This window comes from Flavobacterium amnicola, from assembly GCF_004122165.1.
Classification (GTDB): domain Bacteria; phylum Bacteroidota; class Bacteroidia; order Flavobacteriales; family Flavobacteriaceae; genus Flavobacterium; species Flavobacterium amnicola.
The window spans coordinates 50879-70565 of the sequence record NZ_SBKO01000004.1 but is presented as its reverse complement, the minus strand read 5'-3'; the positions used below and the strand labels follow the sequence as shown (position 1 = coordinate 70565).

Here is a 19687-nt window from a genome sequence, read left to right as displayed (position 1 = left end):
ATGAAAAACGAATACCATAATTGCAAAATTTGTAGCGGAAATGTTTCTATTATAAATACTACATATAATCTAGGGCAATGCGAAAAATGTAATTTTATTTTTTGTGTTACTATCTTTAGTCAAGAAGAATTTATTCAAGTATACAATCAGTTGTATAACGATCAAGATGCATTATATAAGATGCATTCTGTTACACAATATAATGCTCTAAAAGAAAATAAAAAGATCAATGTTGGTTTTAATAGATCCAAGCTAATTAAAAAACACATTTTAAATGGTAAATGCAATTCTGTTTTAGAAATAGGAAGTGGAATAGGCTTAATAGGCGCCTATATCAGACAGAATAATGATAAAATATTTTACAAAGGAATTGAATTGGATAAAGAGGCCTTTGATAAATCTCAAACACTCGGTTTAAATACCGTTAATGCCGATTTTAAAGAAATGGCTAATTTAACGGAGACTTATGATGTTATCACACTATGGGAAGTTATTGAACATTTGCAAGATTTAAAATTATTTCTTGAACTAGCACATCAAAAGTTAAATGTTGGTGGAAAAATTGTCTTATCAACTCCTAACTATAACAAAATATATAATTATCCTAATAGAGCAAAAGATCAATTATTTCAAAACTCGCCGCCAATTCATCTCAATTTTTTTACACTCCAAAACATCAAAAATATCTTCGAATTGAATAATTTTTCTGACTGTAAAGCGGTACTAAAAAAATGGCCGTATCTTGAAATTAAAAGTATTTCTTTTTATAAAGATATATTCAAGTCTTTAATCGGTAAATTTCAAGGAACAACAATATATTTTGTTGCCACAAAAAAATAAGAAAGGTTGCAAACAATTCTAATCGCACATAATTACACACTAAATAACTTTTCTGCCATGAGTTACACTTTGGCAAATTATTTAGCAAATAAAGGCTATAGAGTTGTTTTTATTTCACATGTACCAAAGTTTGATGAAAGACTATTTTTTAAAGTAGGAACTGGTGAAATAATTGTGTACTCATGGGTCTCTAAAAATCGACCAACTACGTTAAAAGATTTTTTTTGGTATCTAAAATTGCATTTTAAATACAAGCCTAAAACAGTTATTGGTCATTTTGTCGGAGGAAATATTCCCATTATGACCTCAAAGTTATTCTCTTTTGGAAAAACCCAAACATTTGATTATTATCATACTATTACTGGAGCACATAATGAAGATTTAAATCTAAAACAGGTAAAATATAGATGGTTTATTTTTAGAAAAAAAATGTTTTACCATTTGTTTTGCAACCATATAATTTGTCCTTCTGAAATATCCAAAAGTGATTTAAAAAACTTCTATAATTATACAAATGGAGTAGTGGTTGTAAATCCAATGTTGGATAGATATGAGGAATCAAAAGCGGTTAAGAATACAAATAACATTATAATTTCATATTTAGGAAGATTTGAGCCTACTAAAGGGATAGTTGATCTTATAACTGCTTTTAATGAATTTGTAGTGAGTAATCCCAATACAAAAATTAGACTGCAAATCGCTGGAAACGGATCTCAAGAAAAATTGATTAAAGATTTAATTGTTAAAAATGAGGATATCACATTTTTTGGGAAAATACCCTATGCAGATATAGACGAATATATAAGAAAAAGTTATTTTACAATTATTCCTTCTAAATTTGATAATTTACCTACCGTTGGTTTGGAATCATTAATGAATGCAATACCAGTTTTGTTATCTACAAACACTGGATTAACGCCATATTTGCAAGATTCTATTAATTGTTTTACATTTAATCCAAACGTAAAAGAGATCATGGAGGTATTTTCTAAAGTAGAATTAAGCATGGAAAAATATTCTGAAATGTCTCTAAACGCAAGAGAATTCTATTTAGAAAAATTTAGTATGAATGAATACTGTGAATCAATTTATAAAATTATAAAATGATTTTTTTAATAGTTACAAGTGTACCACATATTATAGAAGAAAATAAATTTTATTCATATTCCCCATATGTTCGAGAAATGAATGTATGGATAAAAAATGTTGAAAAAGTAATTGTTTTAGCTCCAACCGAATCGGTTAATAAATCTGCAATTCATTTAAAATATGAACATGAGAATATAGAATTTGTAAGTATCCCGAGTATTAATCTATTATCCTTTTTCTCAATTCTTCAAACAATAGTTAAAGTTCCAATTATACTTTTTACACTATTCAATTATTTTAAAAAAGCAGATCATATTCATCTGCGTTGCCCTGGTAATATAGGGTTGTTAGGGTTGTTTGTACAAATTTTATTTCCCAAAAAAAAGAAAACAGCAAAATATGCTGGTAATTGGGATCCTAAAAGTAGACAGCCTTTAAGTTATAAAATACAACAGTTTATTTTAAGCAATACTTTTTTAACAAAGAACATAAAAGTTTTGGTATATGGGAAATGGAAAAATAGTACCCAGAATATTTACCCATTTTTTACAGCTACTTATTCTGAATTACAGAAGGAAAATAATGTTATTAGATCACTTAATGGTGATGTGAGAATGATATTTGTTGGTGCTTTACTAAAAGGAAAAGGAGCATTATATGCGATTCAATTAATTCAAAGACTACATATTGAAAATTGTAATGTAAAATTGTCAATTTATGGGGAAGGTAATCAACGAGCAGAAATAGAAAATTATATAACAAAAAACGATTTAAATGAGCAAATTCAACTGTTTGGTAATAGAAATAGTGAAGAATTAGTAGAAGCGTATAAAAGGAGTCATTTTGTTTTATTACCATCTCAAAGTGAAGGTTGGCCTAAAGTGATTGCAGAAGGAATGTTTTGGGGTTGCGTACCAATTGTTTCTAAGGTTTCTTGCGTTCCATATATGCTAGATGAAGGGAAACGTGGTGTTTTGTTAGATTTAAATTTTGAAAAGGACATTATAGAAATTAAAAACATTCTCAATCAGAATGTCATGTACCAAAAAATGGCTCAGGAAAGTATTAATTGGTCAAGAGAATTTACTTTAGAAAAATTTGAAGCAGAAATAAAACTATTTTTGCAATAGTTATGAGAGTACTACAAATAATAGATTCCCTAAATGCAGGCGGTGCCGAGAAGATGTCAGTTAATTATGCAAATGCTTTAGCTGATGTTGTTGATTTTAGTGGAATTATTGTGACTAGAAAAGAAGGAATTTTAAAACAGCAGTTAAAAACAAACGTTTATTATTCATTTATTAATCGGAAGACTTTTTTTGATACTAAAGCTTTAAAGAAAATAATCACACAAATCAGGAAGAATAAAATAGATGTAATTCATGCGCATGGGACCTCTTTTTTCTTGGCTTTTCTGGTGAAGTTATTTTGTTGGAATGTTAAGGTTATTTTTCATGAACATAATGGTAATAGATCAAATCAAAGCTATTATAAAAACATACCTTTACTTTTTTGTAATTTATTTTTCCATAGAATTTTGGTGGTTAATCAACAAATTGAAAGTTGGTTTAAAAAAGTTGGATTTAAAAAAGTTAATTATTTTCCAAATTTTGCTTCTTTCGAAACCGATAACGCCAAGAATACTTTGTTAAATGGTGTTGAAAATAAAAGAATTATTTGTTTGGCGAATCTTAGAGATCCTAAAAATCATGAAATTTTAGTAAGGGCATTTCATGAATTAAACTTAAAAAATGAAGATTGGACTTTGCATTTTGTAGGTAAAAATTATCATGATGACTATTCTGAAAAAATTAGTAAGCTAATTAAGGAATTAGATATCATTGATTCTGTTTTTTTGTATGATGCAAAATCAGATATTGAATTTATTTTGACTCAAAGTACAATTGGAGTGTTATGTTCCACTTATGAAGGTTTTCCAGTGACATTACTTGAGTATGGATTAGCAAAATTGCCTGTTATTAGTTCTAATGTAGGGTATTGTCCTAAAATTATTATTGATAATGAAACTGGTTTATTGTTTAATTCTAATGATTTGAATGGATTAACGAATTGTTTGAGTCTTATGATAAATGATTTTGAAAAAAGGACCAATTATGCCAAAAAATTAAATTATTTAGTACATACTAAATACGGAAAGGTTGCTATAATTAATCAATTACTCGATTGCTACAATAAATAAGATGGAAGTATCCAAAAAAACATTAACCTATACTTCGCTAGTGCTAATTCATATTTTACTTGGAATAGTAATCTTTTTGAATACGAAAATATCTGTTATTTATAGTATTGCAATTTTATCACTCAGCTTTTTAATTTTATTAAAAACACAAAACAAAAAAAATGAAGTGTTATTCGTTGCCGCTTATGCTGTAGGTAGTGAAATTGTTTTAAGAATGGCAGGTGGTTTTTTGTTTTATGAAATTGCAAAGTACTCAATAGTGTTTTTTATGTTAATGGGTATTTATTTTTCTGGGTTTTCAAAGAATTCATTTTTATACTGGGTATTTCTTTTATCATTAATTCCAGGTGTTTTGGTAGCTTCCGTTACTTTAAATTTGAATGCTAACATTATTAAATCGCTTTCTTTTAATCTTTCAGGACCTTTATGTTTAGGGATTTGCTCAATGTATTGTTACCAACGTAGAATTACGCTAAAGGATTTAGATCATTTAATGTTAACTATGTTGCTTCCATTACTTACTGCAGTAACGTATATGTATTTGTATAACCCGAGTATAAAAAACGTGATTACGAGTACCGAATCTAATTTCGAAACTTCAGGTGGATTTGGTCCAAATCAAGTGTCAACCATGATAGGTTTGGCAATCTTTCTAATGTTTACAAGAGTAATTTTTTATTCAAAAGAAAGATGGGTAATTGTGTTGAATATTACATTGCTTATGATACTAACTTTCAGAGGCTTGGTCACATTTTCGAGAGGAGGAATGATCTGTAGTGCAATTATGGTAGCGTTATTAATTCTAGTTTTATTTTTTGTAACAAAAAGAAAGGCAAAAATAAAAATTATATGGTCAATTGTATTTTCGTTAATTGCATTGACCGCTATTTGGATGTATAGTTCTGAGCAAACCAATGGATTGATTGATAAACGCTATGCCAATCAAGATAAAGGAGGGAGAGTAAAGGAGAGTATACTAACGGGTAGAGAAGTAATTATGGAAGGAGAATTTGAAATGTTTCTCCAAAATCCAATAATGGGAATTGGAATTGGTAAAGCCAAAGAGTATCGATTGGATACCTTTGGTGAAGTAATTGCCTCCCATAACGAAATCACTAGAATGATGGCAGAACATGGTGCTTTTGGTGTTTTAGCACTTCTAATTTTAATCATGACGCCTCTGACTTTGTATATTAATAATAGGCAACATATTTACTTGCTTTCTTTCTTCACTTTTTGGATACTCACCATTAATCATGCTGCCATGCGTTTAGCCGCACCAGCCTTTGTTTATGCACTTTCTTTGGTGCAAGTCTATATTGTCGAAAAAGCAAAAGATAATCCAGTAATTGAAGAGTTAGAATAAAATTCGGAATATCCTTTACTATATTTCAAAAAATTGTTATTTTGCGGTAGGTTCACGTAATTATGACGAAAAACAAACAAATCCATTTTGAGATATCGGAAAGAAAAATTCTTCTTAGGGTTTTCGATGTTTTGTTTGTGTTATTATTGTTGCACCTAATCGGGACTTTTTTCGATTTCCATTACTTTAAAATTGCAAAAGAAAATTACTATTGGACTATTTTCTTATCAGTCTATTTGCTTTTTTTTGGATCCGTTTTTGAAATGTATAATTTGCAAATTGCAAGTAATCAGTTTTCTATTATTAAAAGTATTGTGTTAACCAGTTCGGCAACTGTTTTAACCTATTTGCTTACTCCGTTTTTTACACCTTCATTACCAGATAATCGATTGCAAATTCTTTTGTTTTACATTGCCGTAGTAGTGGCTTTGTTGACATGGCGTTTGCTTTATGTTAAATTTTTAGCATCTACTCGTTTTGTGAAACGAGCCATTATCGTTTGTCAAGATGAAGAGTTAGAGGAATTGGTTAATGGACTTCAAAAGAATGATCCACATTATAAAATTGATGGTTTTTTAAATCTAAATACTACGAATAGTGTTCTTCTGAAATCAAATGCAATTAAGGTTTTGACAATAGAAAATCTGGATACATTTATCAGTAAAAATCATATTTCTGAAATAGTAATGGCTCCTCATAAAACCGAAGGAATTACTGTTGAATTATACAATAAATTATTGTTGTTTCTTGAAAATGGATTTCCTGTTCGCGAATATACTCAGGTGTATGAAAGTATAACCCAACGTATTCCAGTTCAATATGTAGCTCGTGATTTTTATAAGTTTTTCCCTTTTTCCAGAAGTAATCAAAATCAGTTGTATTTAATTTACGTTCGTTTGATTGAAATTGTGACTGCCTTAATTGGATTAACTATTGGGTTGTGTTTATTGCCTTTTATTTTATTAGGAAATGTAATGGCCAACAGAGGTCCTTTGTTTTACACCCAAGATAGAGTCGGTAAAAACGGCGCCGTATTTAAAATTTACAAATTACGTTCCATGATTATAAATGCAGAAAGTGATGGAGCTGTTTTCGCCACTGCTAACGATACAAGAATTACAGCTTTTGGAAGGTTTTTGCGTAAATCTCGATTGGATGAGGTACCACAATTCATTAATGTGCTTAAAGGCGAAATGGCTATTATTGGTCCAAGACCAGAGCGTCCCGTTTTTGTAAATGAAATTGCTAAAATGATGCCTTTTTACCAAACACGCCATGTAATTAAACCGGGTTTAACAGGTTGGGCGCAAGTAAATTATTCTTATGGAGAAACCTTACAAGATAGCTTAATTAAACTGCAATACGATTTGTATTATATCAAGCATCGAAGTGTTTTTCTCGATTTGAGTATCGTGGTGAAAACGATCAGTACCGTACTTTTTTATAGAGGACAATAATTTGTTTTTAGTATAATTATAAACATTCTCCTTTTCTCTTATCCCTTTATACTTATTGCTCTTTTTTTAAATACAACCTTCCTGTTACAATTCCTGTGGCAATAATCAACGGCAACATCATTAGTAAATGGGCCTTATTCAGTAGGTAAATAAGATAAGCTCCCAAACATAAGAGACAAATTAGCGCTATTTTCTTAATCCAAATCGTATTGTTTTTGATTAAAAAATAAGCCAGCACTAAATAAAGAGGATTAAATAATAACATATTGTAATTCCACAGTACTTCGCGATGTAGCGAATATAAATTGACGGCCACAAAAAACAATCCTATAAGTCCTAGAATAGAAAAATAAAAGAGGTTCAGTCCTTTTTTATTGACAAGCACTATAATCGAAAGAAATACAATTAATGGATAAATACTATTCCAAAAAGAAAATTTCGAATCCAAAGGAGTGGCGATAAATAAATCGGTTGGTTTTTCGGCTAATGCTTTTCCGTCGTGTTGTGCTGTTTTTAAAACTTCCAACAAATCAATAGGAAGAAATAAAACCGCCGCTTGCTCGTCAGGACGATGTCCAAAAATGATATTGATCCCGAAATTAAGCCAAAATTGACCTTGTTGGTAGCCGTACAAGACTTCGCGATAATTTTCGTCTTTATGCAAGTTATTTTGAATTGGCTTGTCTTTCAAAACCGAATTGATGACATCAATTACTTTGGTAGTACAGTTTCTGTCAATAAACTTATAGGTATAAAATTTCTCTTCCGAAAAAACGGATTGATTTAATTTCTGAAATAAAGCTTGTTTTTCAGATAAGGAAAGATGTAGTTTTTGTTCGTATATGGATCTGTTTTCTTCACGATAACTGTATTCAAAATCAGCATACGGATATACGGCTGCGTAATATTGTAAATCACCTTTGGTAAATTTTAAAAGAAAATTTGACGTACTAAAATCGAACATTCCGTAATTGTAAACGACATCAAAACCAGCAATGGAATCGTTAACACGAAGTGCAGTGTGACCATATAAGGTGTGTGATGCATTCGCCACATCAACAGTTAAAACGCTAAAAATAGCCTTGTCGGATAGATTCGGAATTTGAGAAAAACTAAACAATGATTGAAGAAGTAATGAAAGGATAAATATCTTTTTGATCATTTTATTGTCTTTTTTCTTTGTTCAATTTTCTCTTCGCTTGAATTTTTATCTAAAAATAGACAAATCCACTTTTACGGAAAATACATTCGAATATAATGCTGCCGACTGGTTCCCTAAATCGGTCAAGGCATAATCGACAAAAATTCCTTTGTAATGAAATCCAACGCCTAAATTGGGTTGAAAAGTAGTTTTTTCGCTTCCGTCAAGTTGCAGGTTTTTTTGGAAATTGCCCACTCCAAGGCGTAAAAAAGCTAAATTGTTATAGCCGCCTTCAAAACCAAACGCCGGAGTGATACTTACCGCTTTGGTAGAAATTATGTCGTTGGTTTGTTGGAATTCCATATTCAAATTGGCAGCGGCCAATAAACTCATCTCATTGTGAAAATTAAATTTTCTTGCCACTCCCAGTTGTGCTTTTGGTAAGGTTATCTCGCTACTTTCAGGTAAATCTTGATTTTGAAGCGGATTCAACGTTTGAGCATCCTGAATTTTCTTAAACTCTTCTTCGTTAATGTTCCAAATGTTATAAGTCGTGGTAATATCACGAATCATAATTCCATATTGCCAATCTTTGTTCTCGAATTGCATTCCGAAATCGAAACCAAATCCCCAAGAACTGGCAAAATCTCCAATAACTCTTCGAATCACTTTCGCATTGGCACCGTAACGCAATCCACGAACCGGTAAATCACGGGCATAGGAAAAAGTGAATCCATAATCGGCGGTAGAAAACAAACTAATGCGGTTGTAATCAACATTTCCGTTGGCGTCAATTAATTGCGTGGTGTTTAAAATATCGTCTACTCCAAATCGTATAATAGAGGCGCCCCAAGCACTGCGATTGTCAATTTTCTTTGCAAAACCAATATAATCATACTGCGCAATGTTGGCAAAATAATTGGCATGCATCAAAGAACCTTCGCTATCTTCAATGTTTAATAAACCTGTCGGATTCCAATAGCCCGAATTGACATCTTTTGTATGTGCCACCATTGCATTGGCCATACCAAATGCACGCGCATCTACGCCAATATTCATAAACTCATTGGAATATTTTCGAATGGTCTGTGCAGTCGTGGTTAAACTTATGAAAACGAGTACTATGAGTAGGCTTTTCTTCAATTTTTAAAATTTTAGCAAAGATGAAATAAAAATCTGATATAATAAACTCAACAACTTATAAACTTATTGTGTTAAATTTGTAAAGTAAAAATACATTTTATAAGCTTTTCTCTATGTCAATAAAATCACAAATTCCCAATATTATTACATTATTGAATCTTTTTTGCGGTTGTATCGCAATTGTTTTTGCTTTTCAATACGAGTATGAATTTGCTTTCTTTTTTGTTTGCATGGGCATTTTCTTTGATTTTTTTGATGGTTTTTTCGCCCGATTGTTTAAAGTACAAAGTGAATTGGGGCTTCAGTTAGATTCTTTAGCCGATATGGTCACTAGCGGTGTTGCGCCTGGAGTTATTATGTTTCAATTGTTGTTGAAATCTTATGGATCAGCTAAAATCATCAATATTCATTCTTGGGATAACGCTGTAATGGTATTACCTTTTTTAGGTTTTATCATCACTTTAGGAGCTTGTTATCGTTTGGCAAATTTTAATATCGATACACGTCAAACTGATTCTTTTATTGGGTTGCCGACACCTGCCAATGCGCTTTTTATCATGAGTTTGCCTTTGGTTATTCAATATTCTTCTGTCGAATTTATCACAACTAATTTACAGTGTTCGCGTGTGCTTTTGATTATTACAATTTTAAGTGCTTATGTGATGAACGCCGAAATTCCGTTGTTTTCATTAAAGATTAAAAATTTTACGCTTCAAAAAAATGCGTTGCAATTGTTCTTTTTATTGATTTCACTACTGCTGATTGTGTTTTTCCGTTATTTAGGAATTCCATTAGTAATCTTATTTTATGTGTTACTTTCGGTGGTTAATAATACTTTTTTGAAGAAAGCATAAATGGCCGTTAAAAAGAAAATCCAAAGTACCAATAAGAAAGAACAAACAAACAGAAGAAAATCAACTAAAAATACTACTTCCTTTTTCTCCAGTTCGTTGTTTTTTAAACTAATCATGCTGTTTGGCTTGTGCGTAGTTTTGTACAGCCAAAAAAATGTTTTTAAGCGCTATTTAGGCTTTACTACCGATAAAATCATGTATGCTGAAGCGCGATCAATGCCTATTGACAAAGTTTTAGATACACATATCGAAAAATCATTCGGAATTGATATTTCAGAATACCAAGATAAAATTGATTGGGACGCACTCAAAGAAATTGAAGGAGGTTATCCTATCGAATTTGTTTTTGTTAGGGCTTCAGTCGGAAATGAAAGAGCCGATAAAAAGTTCAAGAAAAATTGGAAAAAGGCTAAAGAGAAAGGATTTATTTGTGGTGCTTATCATTATTATCGTCCGAATGAAAATTCATTGGAACAAGCCCGAAATTTTATCCAACAAGTCACACTAGTACCTGGTGATTTTCCACCAGTTTTGGATATTGAAAAATTACCTAAAACGCAATCCATCGAACGACTCAAAGTAGGATTGAAGCGTTGGTTGGAAACCGTTGAAAAGCATTATGGTGTGAAACCTATCATTTACAGTAGCGAAAGTTATTATGAAGATTTCTTAAAAGAGGACTTTGAGACCTATCCGTTTTGGATTGCTAATTATACCGCTTTTTATACCGATATTGAGGATGAATGGTCACTTTGGCAATTTACGGAAAACGGCAAAGTAAGCGGAATTAAAACACCAGTGGATATCAATATTTACAACGGAAATTCTGTTGAAATGAAGGAATTGTTGATTAAGTAGTTTTTTGCAAACTCATTTTCAATCGCAAGATTCTCAAAAAACTTTGTATTCTTTGTATTTTAACTTTGTGTGCTTTACGTTTAGAAAATATTGGATATTATTTTTTTATTTCTGCCATATAAACTACTAAAGCAGCTAACAATAATAAACCAATTATTGCACCAAAAAAAACTAAAACAGCTCTATTGTGGGCGAAATTGATGGTAGCTCCCATCCATTTTGTTCTCTTGTCAACTAACATTCTTGGATCTTCAGGATTGTTGTATATAACGCCCCATTTCCAATTTTTTGAATCGTTGTGCCAGATTTCTATTTGTTCTTTTGTAGGTTCCATTTGATTATTTGAATGAATTAAACTAAAACTCCAACTTTTTTCTTCTCAATTCAAAGTTTTGACCCAAGTACACACGACGAACCATTTCGTCTTCTACCAATTCTTCTGGAATACCTGCTTTTAAAATACCACCTTCAAACATCAAATAAGTTTTATCGGTAATAGCAAGAGTTTCTTGTACGTTATGGTCGGTAATTAAAATGCCAATATTTTTTTCTTTTAGTTTAGCAATAATACGCTGGATGTCTTCAACCGCTACAGGGTCAACTCCCGCAAAAGGTTCGTCAAGAAGGATGAATTTTGGATCGGTCGCCAAACAACGTGCAATTTCGGTACGACGACGCTCTCCTCCTGAAAGTAGATCGCCACGATTGGTACGAATATGATTCAAAGAAAATTCGTCAATCAACGCTTCCATTTTGGCTTCTTGTTCGTCTTTGGTTAAGTTGGTCAACTGCAAAACACTCATGATATTATCCTCAATACTCAATTTTCGGAACACAGAAGCTTCCTGCGCCAAATAACCAATTCCGTTTTGAGCACGTTTGTACATTGGGAAATCGGTAATGTTCATATCATCCAAATAGATATTCCCAGAATTTGGTTTTACCAATCCCACAATCATATAAAAAGAAGTTGTTTTTCCTGCTCCATTTGGACCTAATAGTCCAACAATTTCACCTTGGTTCACTTCCACAGAAATCCCTTTAACAACGGTTCTCTTTTTGTATGTTTTTATTAAATTATCTGCTCTTAATATCATGTCTGTTGATTCGGTTATGTATTGATTCGATGATTCGATATTCGCAAATTAACGAATAACCAAATTAACAAATCCACACATTAACAATTATTTAGTTTCTCCTTCTTCCAATTCCTCCCAAAATTCATAGGCTCTGCGTAAATGCGGAATGACAATGGTACCACCTACTAAAGTAGCAACACTCATGCTTTCCATCATTTCGGCTTTGGTTACGCCAAGTTTGTAGCTGGTTTCCAAATGGTATTTGATGCAATCGTCGCAACGTAAAACCGCCGAAGCTACTAATCCTAACAGCTCTTTTGTTTTAACATCTAACGCACCTTCCATATACGTGTTGGTGTCTAGATTAAAAATGCGTTTGATCACTTTATTGTCATCCGCTAATAATTTTTCGTTCATTTTTGAACGATAATCGTTGAATTCTTTAACTAAGTTGCTCATTTTTTTCTTGTCGTTTTACAACGAATTTAGAGATTAATATACTTATTTCGTAGATCAAAAGCATGGGTACTGCGACAGTAATTTGACTCACTACATCAGGTGGCGTAACGATGGCTGCAATAATCAATACAATTACTACAGCATATTTACGCGTGTTTTGTAAAAACGTTGGAGTTACCAATCCTAGTTTGGTTAGTAAATATATGATAATCGGTAATTCGAAAAATAAACCTCCCGCAATTACAGATGTCTTAATCATACTGATGTAGGATTCTAAATTGAATTCGTTTTTCACAACACTACTTATGGAAAAAGTAGCTACAAAGTTAACCGACATTGGTACAATTACGTAATACCCAAACAAAACGCCAATGAAAAACAGGAGTGAAGCCATGAAAATAAATACTTTGGCGTATTTACGTTCCTTTTCATACAACGCAGGACTAATAAAACGCCATAATTCGTATAAAATATAGGGAAATCCTAAAATAAATCCAGCCGTGATACAGGTCCACACAAAAACATTGACCTGTCCTTCCATACTGGTGTTTTGAATGACAAACGGTAATTCTTCAATGCAAATACTATCAGCAAAACCTAGGTAATGCGAAGCATCACAAAAAAATCGATAGGTCACAAAATCTACCCTTGTAGGGCCAAAAATGATGTCATCGAAAACAAAATCGGCAACAAAAAAAACCGCTATTGCCAAAATAATAATTGCAATAGAACTGCGCACCAATAGCCATCTTAATTCTTCAAGATGGTCTAAAAAGGACATTTCGCTTAAATTTTTCTTTGCCATTTTATATAATTCCTTCTTTTAAAATATCATGAATATGTAAAATTCCAACATATTCTTCTTTGTCAAAAACCACCAATTGCGTAATCGAAAAATCTTCCATCACATTAAAAGCATCTATTACCATAGCTTCTAATTGAACCGTTTTAGGGTTTTTAGTCATAATATCCTGAGCGGTTAATCCCGAAATAGTTTCTGTTTTGTTGAGCATTCTTCGGATGTCACCATCGGTTACGATTCCGGCTAATTTACCGTTTTCCATAACAGCTGTAACCCCCAATCGTTTTTCAGAAATTTCAACTATTACATCTTTAACAGAAGAAGTGTGGTTCACCATTGGTTTGTGAGTACGGTCTAACATATCGGTCACGCGAAGTAATAATTTTTTGCCTAAGGCACCACCAGGATGGTATTTGGCAAAATCAGTACTTGTAAATTCACGCATTTCCATTAAACATACCGCAAGTGCATCGCCCAAAACCAACTGTGCAGTAGTACTATTGGTTGGTGCTAAATTATTTGGACACGATTCGTGATCAACATAAGCGTTTAATACCAAATCGGATTCTTTTCCTAAAAAAGAAGTCAAATTGGCGGTCATTCCGATTAAGGTATTGCCAAATCGTTTTAAAAGCGGTACTAAAACCTTAATTTCAGGACTGTTGCCACTTTTTGAAATACAAATAACCACATCATTAGGTTGCACCATTCCTAAATCGCCATGAATTGCTTCCGAAGCGTGTAAAAACATCGAAGGAGTACCTGTAGAATTAAAAGTGGCTACCATTTTTTGGGCAATGATGGCACTTTTTCCAATTCCTGTAACCACTAATCTTCCTTTAGATTGAAAAATTAACTGGGCAGCACTTGAAAAATCATCATTTAATAGGGTGACAAGCTTAGCGATAGATTCGCTTTCGGATAAAATCGTCTTTTTAGCCGAAGCCAAAATTTTTTCTTTTGATATCAAAACAGAATAGTTTTAAATTTGTGTGTGTAAAAGAAATTTGTATCTTTATGTGTGCAAATTTAATAAAATCCAGTTATTAGAGAATGAATTCCAACGAAATTGATATCCACGCAGCGTTAAAAAAATATTTTGGTTTTAGCCAATTCAAAGGATTACAAGAAAAAGTTGTTAAAAGTATTATTACAGGTCACAATACCTTTGTAATTATGCCTACCGGTGGCGGAAAGTCACTTTGTTATCAATTGCCTGCTTTGATTCAGGATGGAACGGCAATTGTAGTTTCACCATTGATTGCGTTAATGAAAAATCAAGTGGATGCTTTACGAAGCTTAGGCTCTGAGTACGGAATTGCACATGTTTTAAATTCTTCCCTTACTAAAACTGAAATCAATCAGGTTAAAAAAGATATTTCCTCAGGATTGACAAAATTACTTTATGTGGCGCCGGAGTCGTTAACAAAAGAAGAATACGTAACATTTCTTAAAAATGAAAAACTTTCGTTTGTTGCGATTGATGAAGCGCATTGTATTTCCGAATGGGGTCATGATTTTAGACCCGAATATCGAAATCTAAGAAGCATTATCAAACAATTAGGAGATATTCCCATTATTGGGTTAACTGCAACTGCTACGCCAAAGGTACAAGAAGATATTCTAAAAAATTTGGACATGACCAATGCCAATACCTTTAAGGCATCGTTCAATCGCCCGAATTTGTTTTACGAAGTACGCACCAAAACCAAAAATATTGAAGGGGATATAATCCGATTTATCAAACAGCACAAAGGGAAATCGGGAGTAATTTATTGTCTTTCTCGTAAAAAAGTAGAAGCTATAGCCGAAGTGTTACAAGTGAACGGAATTTCTGCAGTGCCTTATCACGCGGGTTTGGACGCCAAAACAAGAGCCAAACACCAAGATATGTTTCTTATGGAAGATGTAGATGTGGTGGTGGCTACTATTGCTTTTGGTATGGGAATTGACAAACCGGATGTTCGTTTTGTGATCCATCATGATATTCCTAAATCGTTAGAAAGTTATTATCAAGAAACCGGACGCGCGGGTCGTGACGGAGGAGAAGGTCATTGTTTGGCTTACTATTCTTATAAGGACGTAGAAAAATTAGAAAAATTCATGTCGGGAAAACCTGTTGCAGAGCAAGAAGTAGGTTTTGCTTTGTTGCAAGAAGTAGTAGCATATGCAGAAACTTCAATGTCCCGTCGTAAATTTTTACTGCATTATTTCGGAGAAGAATTCGACAACGAAACAGGAGAAGGTGGCGATATGGATGATAATGTCCGAAATCCGAAACCTCAAGTTGAAGCAAAAGAACAAGTTGTAAAATTAATTAAAGTTATTCGAGAAACAAAGCATATTTACAAGTCGAAAGAAATTGTGTATACCTTGATGGGTAAAATAAATGCAATGATAAAGGCTCATAAAACGGATACGCAACCATTTTTTGGCTGTGGAAAAGACCACGATGAAAAATATTGGATGTCGGTATTGCGTTTGGCATTGGTGGATGGATTATTATCTAAAGATATTGAAACCTACGGAATTATAAAAGTCACGCCAAAAGGTTTAGACTTTGTGAAAAATCCAGTTTCTTTCATGATGTCGGAAGACCACGAGTACAATGAAAATGAAGACGAAGCAATTGTAACAGCTTCAAAATCTTCAGGGACTGCCGACGAAGCCCTTATGAAAATGCTTATCGATTTACGTAAAAAAGTGGCCAAAAAAGAAGGCGTGCCTCCTTATGTAGTGTTTCAAGAATTTTCATTGGAGGATATGGCCCTAAAATATCCCATTTCTATTGATGAAATGAGTAATGTGCAAGGGGTTGGCGAAGGGAAAGCCAAAAAATATGGAAAAGAATTCGTCGATTTGATTGCTCGTTACGTGGAAGAAAATGATATCGTACGTCCCGATGATTTGGTCGTAAAATCAACTGGAGCCAATTCGGCCTTAAAGCTTTATATCATTCAAAATGTGGATCGAAAATTATCCTTGAAAGATATCGCGAAAGCAAAAGGATTAGATATGGATTCGTTGTTGAAGGAAATCGAACAAATCGTCTATTCAGGAACCAAATTGAATATAAAATATTGGATTGATGAAATCCTTGACGATGACCAACAAGAAGAAATCCACGATTACTTTATGGAATCAGAATCGGATAGAATTGAAGAAGCTTTGAAAGAATTTGATGGCGATTATGATACCGAAGAACTTCGATTGATGCGTATTAAATTTATTAGCGAAGTTGCAAACTAGTGTTTCAAACGATTCTGTTTAAATTAATCAAAACTCAGAAAAATAATATTGAGCAACTTTTGTAGTTGTCAAGCCATAATATATTCAAGATTCAGTGGAAAAGAAGGAAAATGACAAAGCAAACTGGACTGTTTGTTTGGAATGTCAGGGACGTGGAAAAATAAATAAAAGAATTAATAAGAAAGTACGACTTCAATACCAGGAAGCAGTCAAACAATTTGAAAAATCAAATGGAGAAGGTACTGCTCCAATACCTCCTAAATCGCCACTACAATCTTGTTTGAACTGTTCTGGAACTGGTTTGCTTGCTTCAGATAAGTCTCCAATAGCAGATATAGAAAATTACCCACATATCGCAATTATTGGTGCAGGTATAGGTGGTGTAGCGTTGGCAGTAGCTTGTTTGCATCGCGGAATTCCTTTTACTCTTTACGAGCGTGATAACGGTTTTGATGAACGTCACCAAGGCTATGGACTCACCTTGCAACAAGCCAGTAAAGCAATAGCTGGATTGGGAATTGTATCGTTAACAGAAGGCGTAGTTTCAACAAGACATTTGGTTCATACTCCGGAAGGAAATGTAATTGGTGAATGGGGGATCCGAAAGTGGGTGAAGTCGGATGCAAAGAACGCTCCGAAAAGAACAAATGTACATATCGCACGACAATCCTTACGTTTAGCACTTTTGGAACAACTCGGTGGAAAAGATCAAGTGCAATGGGGACATCAGTTAGTTAATTTTCAGGAATGTGACGATGAAACCATTGAATTGAGTTTCCAAGTAGACGGAAAAATAAAAAAGACCAAAACTGATCTTGTTGTTGGAGCAGATGGTATTCGTAGTTCGGTTCGGAAATTGTTAATTAACGAAGAGATTTCTCCTTTACGATATTTAGGTTGTATTGTAATTTTAGGTATTTGTCCCTTAAAAGCTCTCGAAGGTATTGAGAGTGATTTGCTTGACTCGGCTACAGTATTTCAAACGGCTAATGGAAATGAGCGAATCTACGTGATGCCTTATTCACCAAATGCGGTGATGTGGCAATTAAGTTTTCCAATGTCTGAAGAAGAGGCTAAAACATTAAGTACTCAAGGAGTTCATGCACTCAAAGTAGAAGCTATTCGAAGAACGCAATGGCATGACCCAATTCCTCAAATTTTAAAAGCAACTTCAGAAACTCAAATTTCAGGCTATCCGGTATATGATCGAGAATTGCTCACCACAGCACTATTGGAAAAAGCAAAGCAAGTTACATTGATTGGAGATGCCGCACATCCGATGAGTCCATTCAAAGGACAAGGAGCAAATCAAGCATTATTGGATGCTTTGGCCTTGGCTAGAGGAATTGCAAAAGGATGCAAACCTTTGTCTCGATGGAGAGAAGCAGGAATAAGAGAAAGAGTGTTAAATGAGTTTGAGTCAGAAATGTTAGCCCGTAGCGCTATAAAAGTGAAAGATTCTGAAAAGGCGGCACATTTTCTGCATTCCGAAATCGTCCTTCGGGAAGGCGATGAGCCCAGAGGTAGATGTCTTAAAGAGACTGAACGATAAACAATCCCAAATCGGTTAGAAAAGAAGAAACTTTAAAGAAATTTTAGCGCGATTTTGAAACACAAGGATTTGGATTAATGCGTGTCGCATTTATAAAAGTCAGTAAATCAAATGTTTATATTTTGTTTTGTTTAATTTTTTTATAGATTATTCTTGCGATTTGGGTTAATTCCTTAAACAAATTATAATCTTTTGATAAATTAAAATTTGACATATGTTTTTTGTTTAATCTTTTTTAATTTTGATTAAACAAATTTATTAACTATGAAAAATATAAGTAAAATTTTGAAAGTAATGGTCTTGGGAGCCCTTACTTTTTCGGTGTCAAATTGTGATGACAATGATGACAATGTGGTTCTTCCTACAACCAAAACAATTGCTGGAATTGCTTCTTCGAGTAATGATTTTTCTACCTTGGTTTCCGCATTAAACAAAACAGGTCTCACAGCTACGCTTAATTCGTCCGGGAATTACACTGTATTTGCTCCTACAAACGCTGCGTTTGATACATTTCTAATGGATAATGGTTTCGACAGTTTGAATGATGTTCCTGTTGATTTGTTAAAAGAAGTGTTACTGAATCATGTTGTGCGTGGCGAACTTTTTTCTTCACAATTAAGCACAACATACGTTAAAACATTAGCAAAAGGTGCTGCATCTTCAACAAACACTCTTTCTTTATACGTTGATACCACTAGCGGCGTGAAGTTAAATGGAGTGGCTACAGTTACGAAAGCGAATCTAGATGCTTCCAATGGCGTTGTACATGTTGTAGATGCAGTTATTGGATTACCAACTATTGTCACACACGCCACAGCCAATCCTAATTTTTCAATTTTGGTGGCGGCATTAACCAGAACAGATCAGTTGGATCAAAATTTTGTAAGTACGTTAGCAGGAACTGCAAATTCTCCATTTACCGTTTTTGCGCCCACCAACACAGCTTTTTCAAATACCAGTACACCTCTGGGATTATTGCAAGAATTTAGTTGGGCTACTCTAAATGATGTTCCAGAAACAGTTTTGGAGAAAACTTTAAAATACCATGTTGTGTTGAATGCTAACGTACTTTCTAATAATTTACCAACATCACCTGTAACTACCTACTTGGGTCAAACGTTTACAATCTCTAACACGGGCGGCGGACCTATAATTACCGATTATAATAGCAGAATTAGTAATATAGTCGCAACTGATGTTCAATGTTCAAATGGAGTGATTCACGTAGTAAACAAAGTTATCGTGCCCAATCTGAATTAGCTTTTAATGTTTTTAGTTTAGTTAAATGTTATTTAATTTAATTGTAAAGTCCCATTATTTAATGGGACTTTGGTTTTTAATATACTTCACCTCGATGCGGTTTTAAAGCATCTCGAACGGGAATCATATACTCATCAGTTACTACAATCCAAGCCACGGCGTGCATGTCATTGACAATGTCAAAACCAGTAATGTTTAGGGTTAATTTTTCAATTTGAATGTATTCTTTCAAATGTATTTCGTGGTGCTCGGCAGTTTTTGCAGCAGCAGGTCCTCTAAAATCCCAAATTAATTTAATCTTTCTATTCAAATGAATGTTTTTAAAATTATATAAAAGT

General features: G+C 33.3%; 19 protein-coding genes. 11 read left to right on the top strand and 8 right to left on the bottom strand.

Features of this window, described 5'->3' with window-relative positions; all coding sequences use genetic code 11:
* The 6 genes from EQG63_RS09690 (at position 1) to EQG63_RS09665 (ending at position 6952) form a co-directional block, all read left to right on the top strand.
* A complete protein-coding gene (locus tag EQG63_RS09690) occupies positions 1 to 840 on the top strand; it encodes a class I SAM-dependent methyltransferase (RefSeq protein WP_129436173.1) in 840 nt (279 codons plus the stop codon).
* A gap of 57 nt (positions 841 to 897) precedes the next feature.
* Entirely contained in the window at positions 898 to 1947 is a 1050-nt protein-coding gene (locus EQG63_RS09685; protein WP_129436172.1) for a glycosyltransferase family 4 protein, read from the top strand.
* A complete protein-coding gene (locus EQG63_RS09680; RefSeq protein ID WP_129436171.1) occupies positions 1944 to 3059 on the top strand; it encodes a glycosyltransferase in 1116 nt (371 codons plus the stop codon). Before EQG63_RS09685 ends, EQG63_RS09680 begins: the two co-directional genes overlap by 4 nt.
* Before the next feature lie 2 nt (positions 3060 to 3061).
* Positions 3062 to 4129 (top strand): glycosyltransferase, encoded by a 1068-nt coding sequence (locus EQG63_RS09675; RefSeq protein ID WP_129436170.1) that lies wholly within the window; start codon positions 3062 to 3064, stop codon positions 4127 to 4129.
* A 1-nt stretch (position 4130) separates the two neighbouring features.
* Positions 4131 to 5495: an O-antigen ligase family protein gene (locus EQG63_RS09670; protein ID WP_129436169.1), complete on the top strand. Its 1365-nt coding sequence runs from the start codon at positions 4131 to 4133 to the stop codon at positions 5493 to 5495.
* 62 nt (positions 5496 to 5557) lie between these two features.
* Positions 5558 to 6952, top strand: coding sequence for an exopolysaccharide biosynthesis polyprenyl glycosylphosphotransferase (locus EQG63_RS09665; protein ID WP_129436168.1), 1395 nt, complete (start codon positions 5558 to 5560; stop codon positions 6950 to 6952).
* A 52-nt stretch (positions 6953 to 7004) separates the two neighbouring features.
* Here EQG63_RS09665 and EQG63_RS09660 read toward each other — a convergent pair whose 3' ends face one another.
* Complete coding sequence (locus tag EQG63_RS09660) at positions 7005 to 8114, bottom strand: lipoprotein N-acyltransferase Lnb domain-containing protein (protein ID WP_235827829.1); 1110 nt, start codon at positions 8112 to 8114, stop codon at positions 7005 to 7007.
* Between the two features lie 45 nt (positions 8115 to 8159).
* Entirely contained in the window at positions 8160 to 9236 is a 1077-nt protein-coding gene (locus EQG63_RS09655) for a putative type IX sorting system protein PorV2 (protein ID WP_449404002.1), read from the bottom strand.
* A gap of 113 nt (positions 9237 to 9349) precedes the next feature.
* Between EQG63_RS09655 and EQG63_RS09650 the strand changes: the two genes are divergently transcribed.
* On the top strand, positions 9350 to 10090 hold the full coding sequence (locus EQG63_RS09650) for a CDP-alcohol phosphatidyltransferase family protein (RefSeq protein ID WP_129436167.1): 741 nt from the start codon (positions 9350 to 9352) through the stop codon (positions 10088 to 10090).
* Positions 10091 to 10948, top strand: a complete 858-nt coding sequence (locus tag EQG63_RS09645) for a glycoside hydrolase family 25 protein (protein ID WP_129436166.1) — start codon at positions 10091 to 10093, stop codon at positions 10946 to 10948.
* A gap of 97 nt (positions 10949 to 11045) precedes the next feature.
* On the opposite strand, the gene EQG63_RS09640 is transcribed toward EQG63_RS09645, so the two are convergent.
* The 5 genes from EQG63_RS09640 to EQG63_RS09620 all read right to left on the bottom strand — a co-directional run bounded on the left by EQG63_RS09640 (position 11046) and on the right by EQG63_RS09620 (position 14258).
* Positions 11046 to 11282 carry a DUF5808 domain-containing protein gene (locus EQG63_RS09640; RefSeq protein WP_129436165.1) on the bottom strand — a complete coding sequence of 79 codons (237 nt, stop codon included), beginning with the start codon at positions 11280 to 11282 and terminating at the stop codon, positions 11046 to 11048.
* Positions 11283 to 11304: 22 nt separating this feature from the next.
* The gene (gene lptB, locus EQG63_RS09635; protein ID WP_129436164.1) at positions 11305 to 12045 is read right to left on the bottom strand and encodes an LPS export ABC transporter ATP-binding protein; all 741 of its coding nucleotides are present in this window, start codon (positions 12043 to 12045) and stop codon (positions 11305 to 11307) included.
* A gap of 87 nt (positions 12046 to 12132) precedes the next feature.
* A complete protein-coding gene (locus EQG63_RS09630; RefSeq protein ID WP_129436163.1) occupies positions 12133 to 12486 on the bottom strand; it encodes a carboxymuconolactone decarboxylase family protein in 354 nt (117 codons plus the stop codon).
* Complete coding sequence (tatC, locus tag EQG63_RS09625) at positions 12470 to 13291, bottom strand: twin-arginine translocase subunit TatC (protein ID WP_129436162.1); 822 nt, start codon at positions 13289 to 13291, stop codon at positions 12470 to 12472. The genes EQG63_RS09630 and tatC overlap by 17 nt, the downstream gene beginning before the upstream one ends.
* 1 nt (position 13292) lies before the next feature.
* Complete coding sequence (locus EQG63_RS09620) at positions 13293 to 14258, bottom strand: KpsF/GutQ family sugar-phosphate isomerase (protein WP_164974493.1); 966 nt, start codon at positions 14256 to 14258, stop codon at positions 13293 to 13295.
* 83 nt (positions 14259 to 14341) lie between these two features.
* Here EQG63_RS09620 and recQ point away from each other — a divergent pair, with 83 nt between their 5' ends.
* From recQ to EQG63_RS09605, 3 genes are all read left to right on the top strand, one after another.
* Positions 14342 to 16537: a DNA helicase RecQ gene (gene recQ, locus EQG63_RS09615; RefSeq protein ID WP_129436161.1), complete on the top strand. Its 2196-nt coding sequence runs from the start codon at positions 14342 to 14344 to the stop codon at positions 16535 to 16537.
* A gap of 94 nt (positions 16538 to 16631) precedes the next feature.
* Positions 16632 to 18089 (top strand): FAD-dependent oxidoreductase, encoded by a 1458-nt coding sequence (locus EQG63_RS09610; RefSeq protein ID WP_129436160.1) that lies wholly within the window; start codon positions 16632 to 16634, stop codon positions 18087 to 18089.
* A gap of 264 nt (positions 18090 to 18353) precedes the next feature.
* Positions 18354 to 19349 carry a fasciclin domain-containing protein gene (locus EQG63_RS09605; protein ID WP_129436159.1) on the top strand — a complete coding sequence of 332 codons (996 nt, stop codon included), beginning with the start codon at positions 18354 to 18356 and terminating at the stop codon, positions 19347 to 19349.
* A 76-nt stretch (positions 19350 to 19425) separates the two neighbouring features.
* Here the strand turns inward: EQG63_RS09605 and EQG63_RS09600 are convergent, their stop codons facing one another.
* Entirely contained in the window at positions 19426 to 19659 is a 234-nt protein-coding gene (locus EQG63_RS09600; protein WP_129436158.1) for a hypothetical protein, read from the bottom strand.
* Positions 19660 to 19687: the final 28 nt, after the last annotated feature.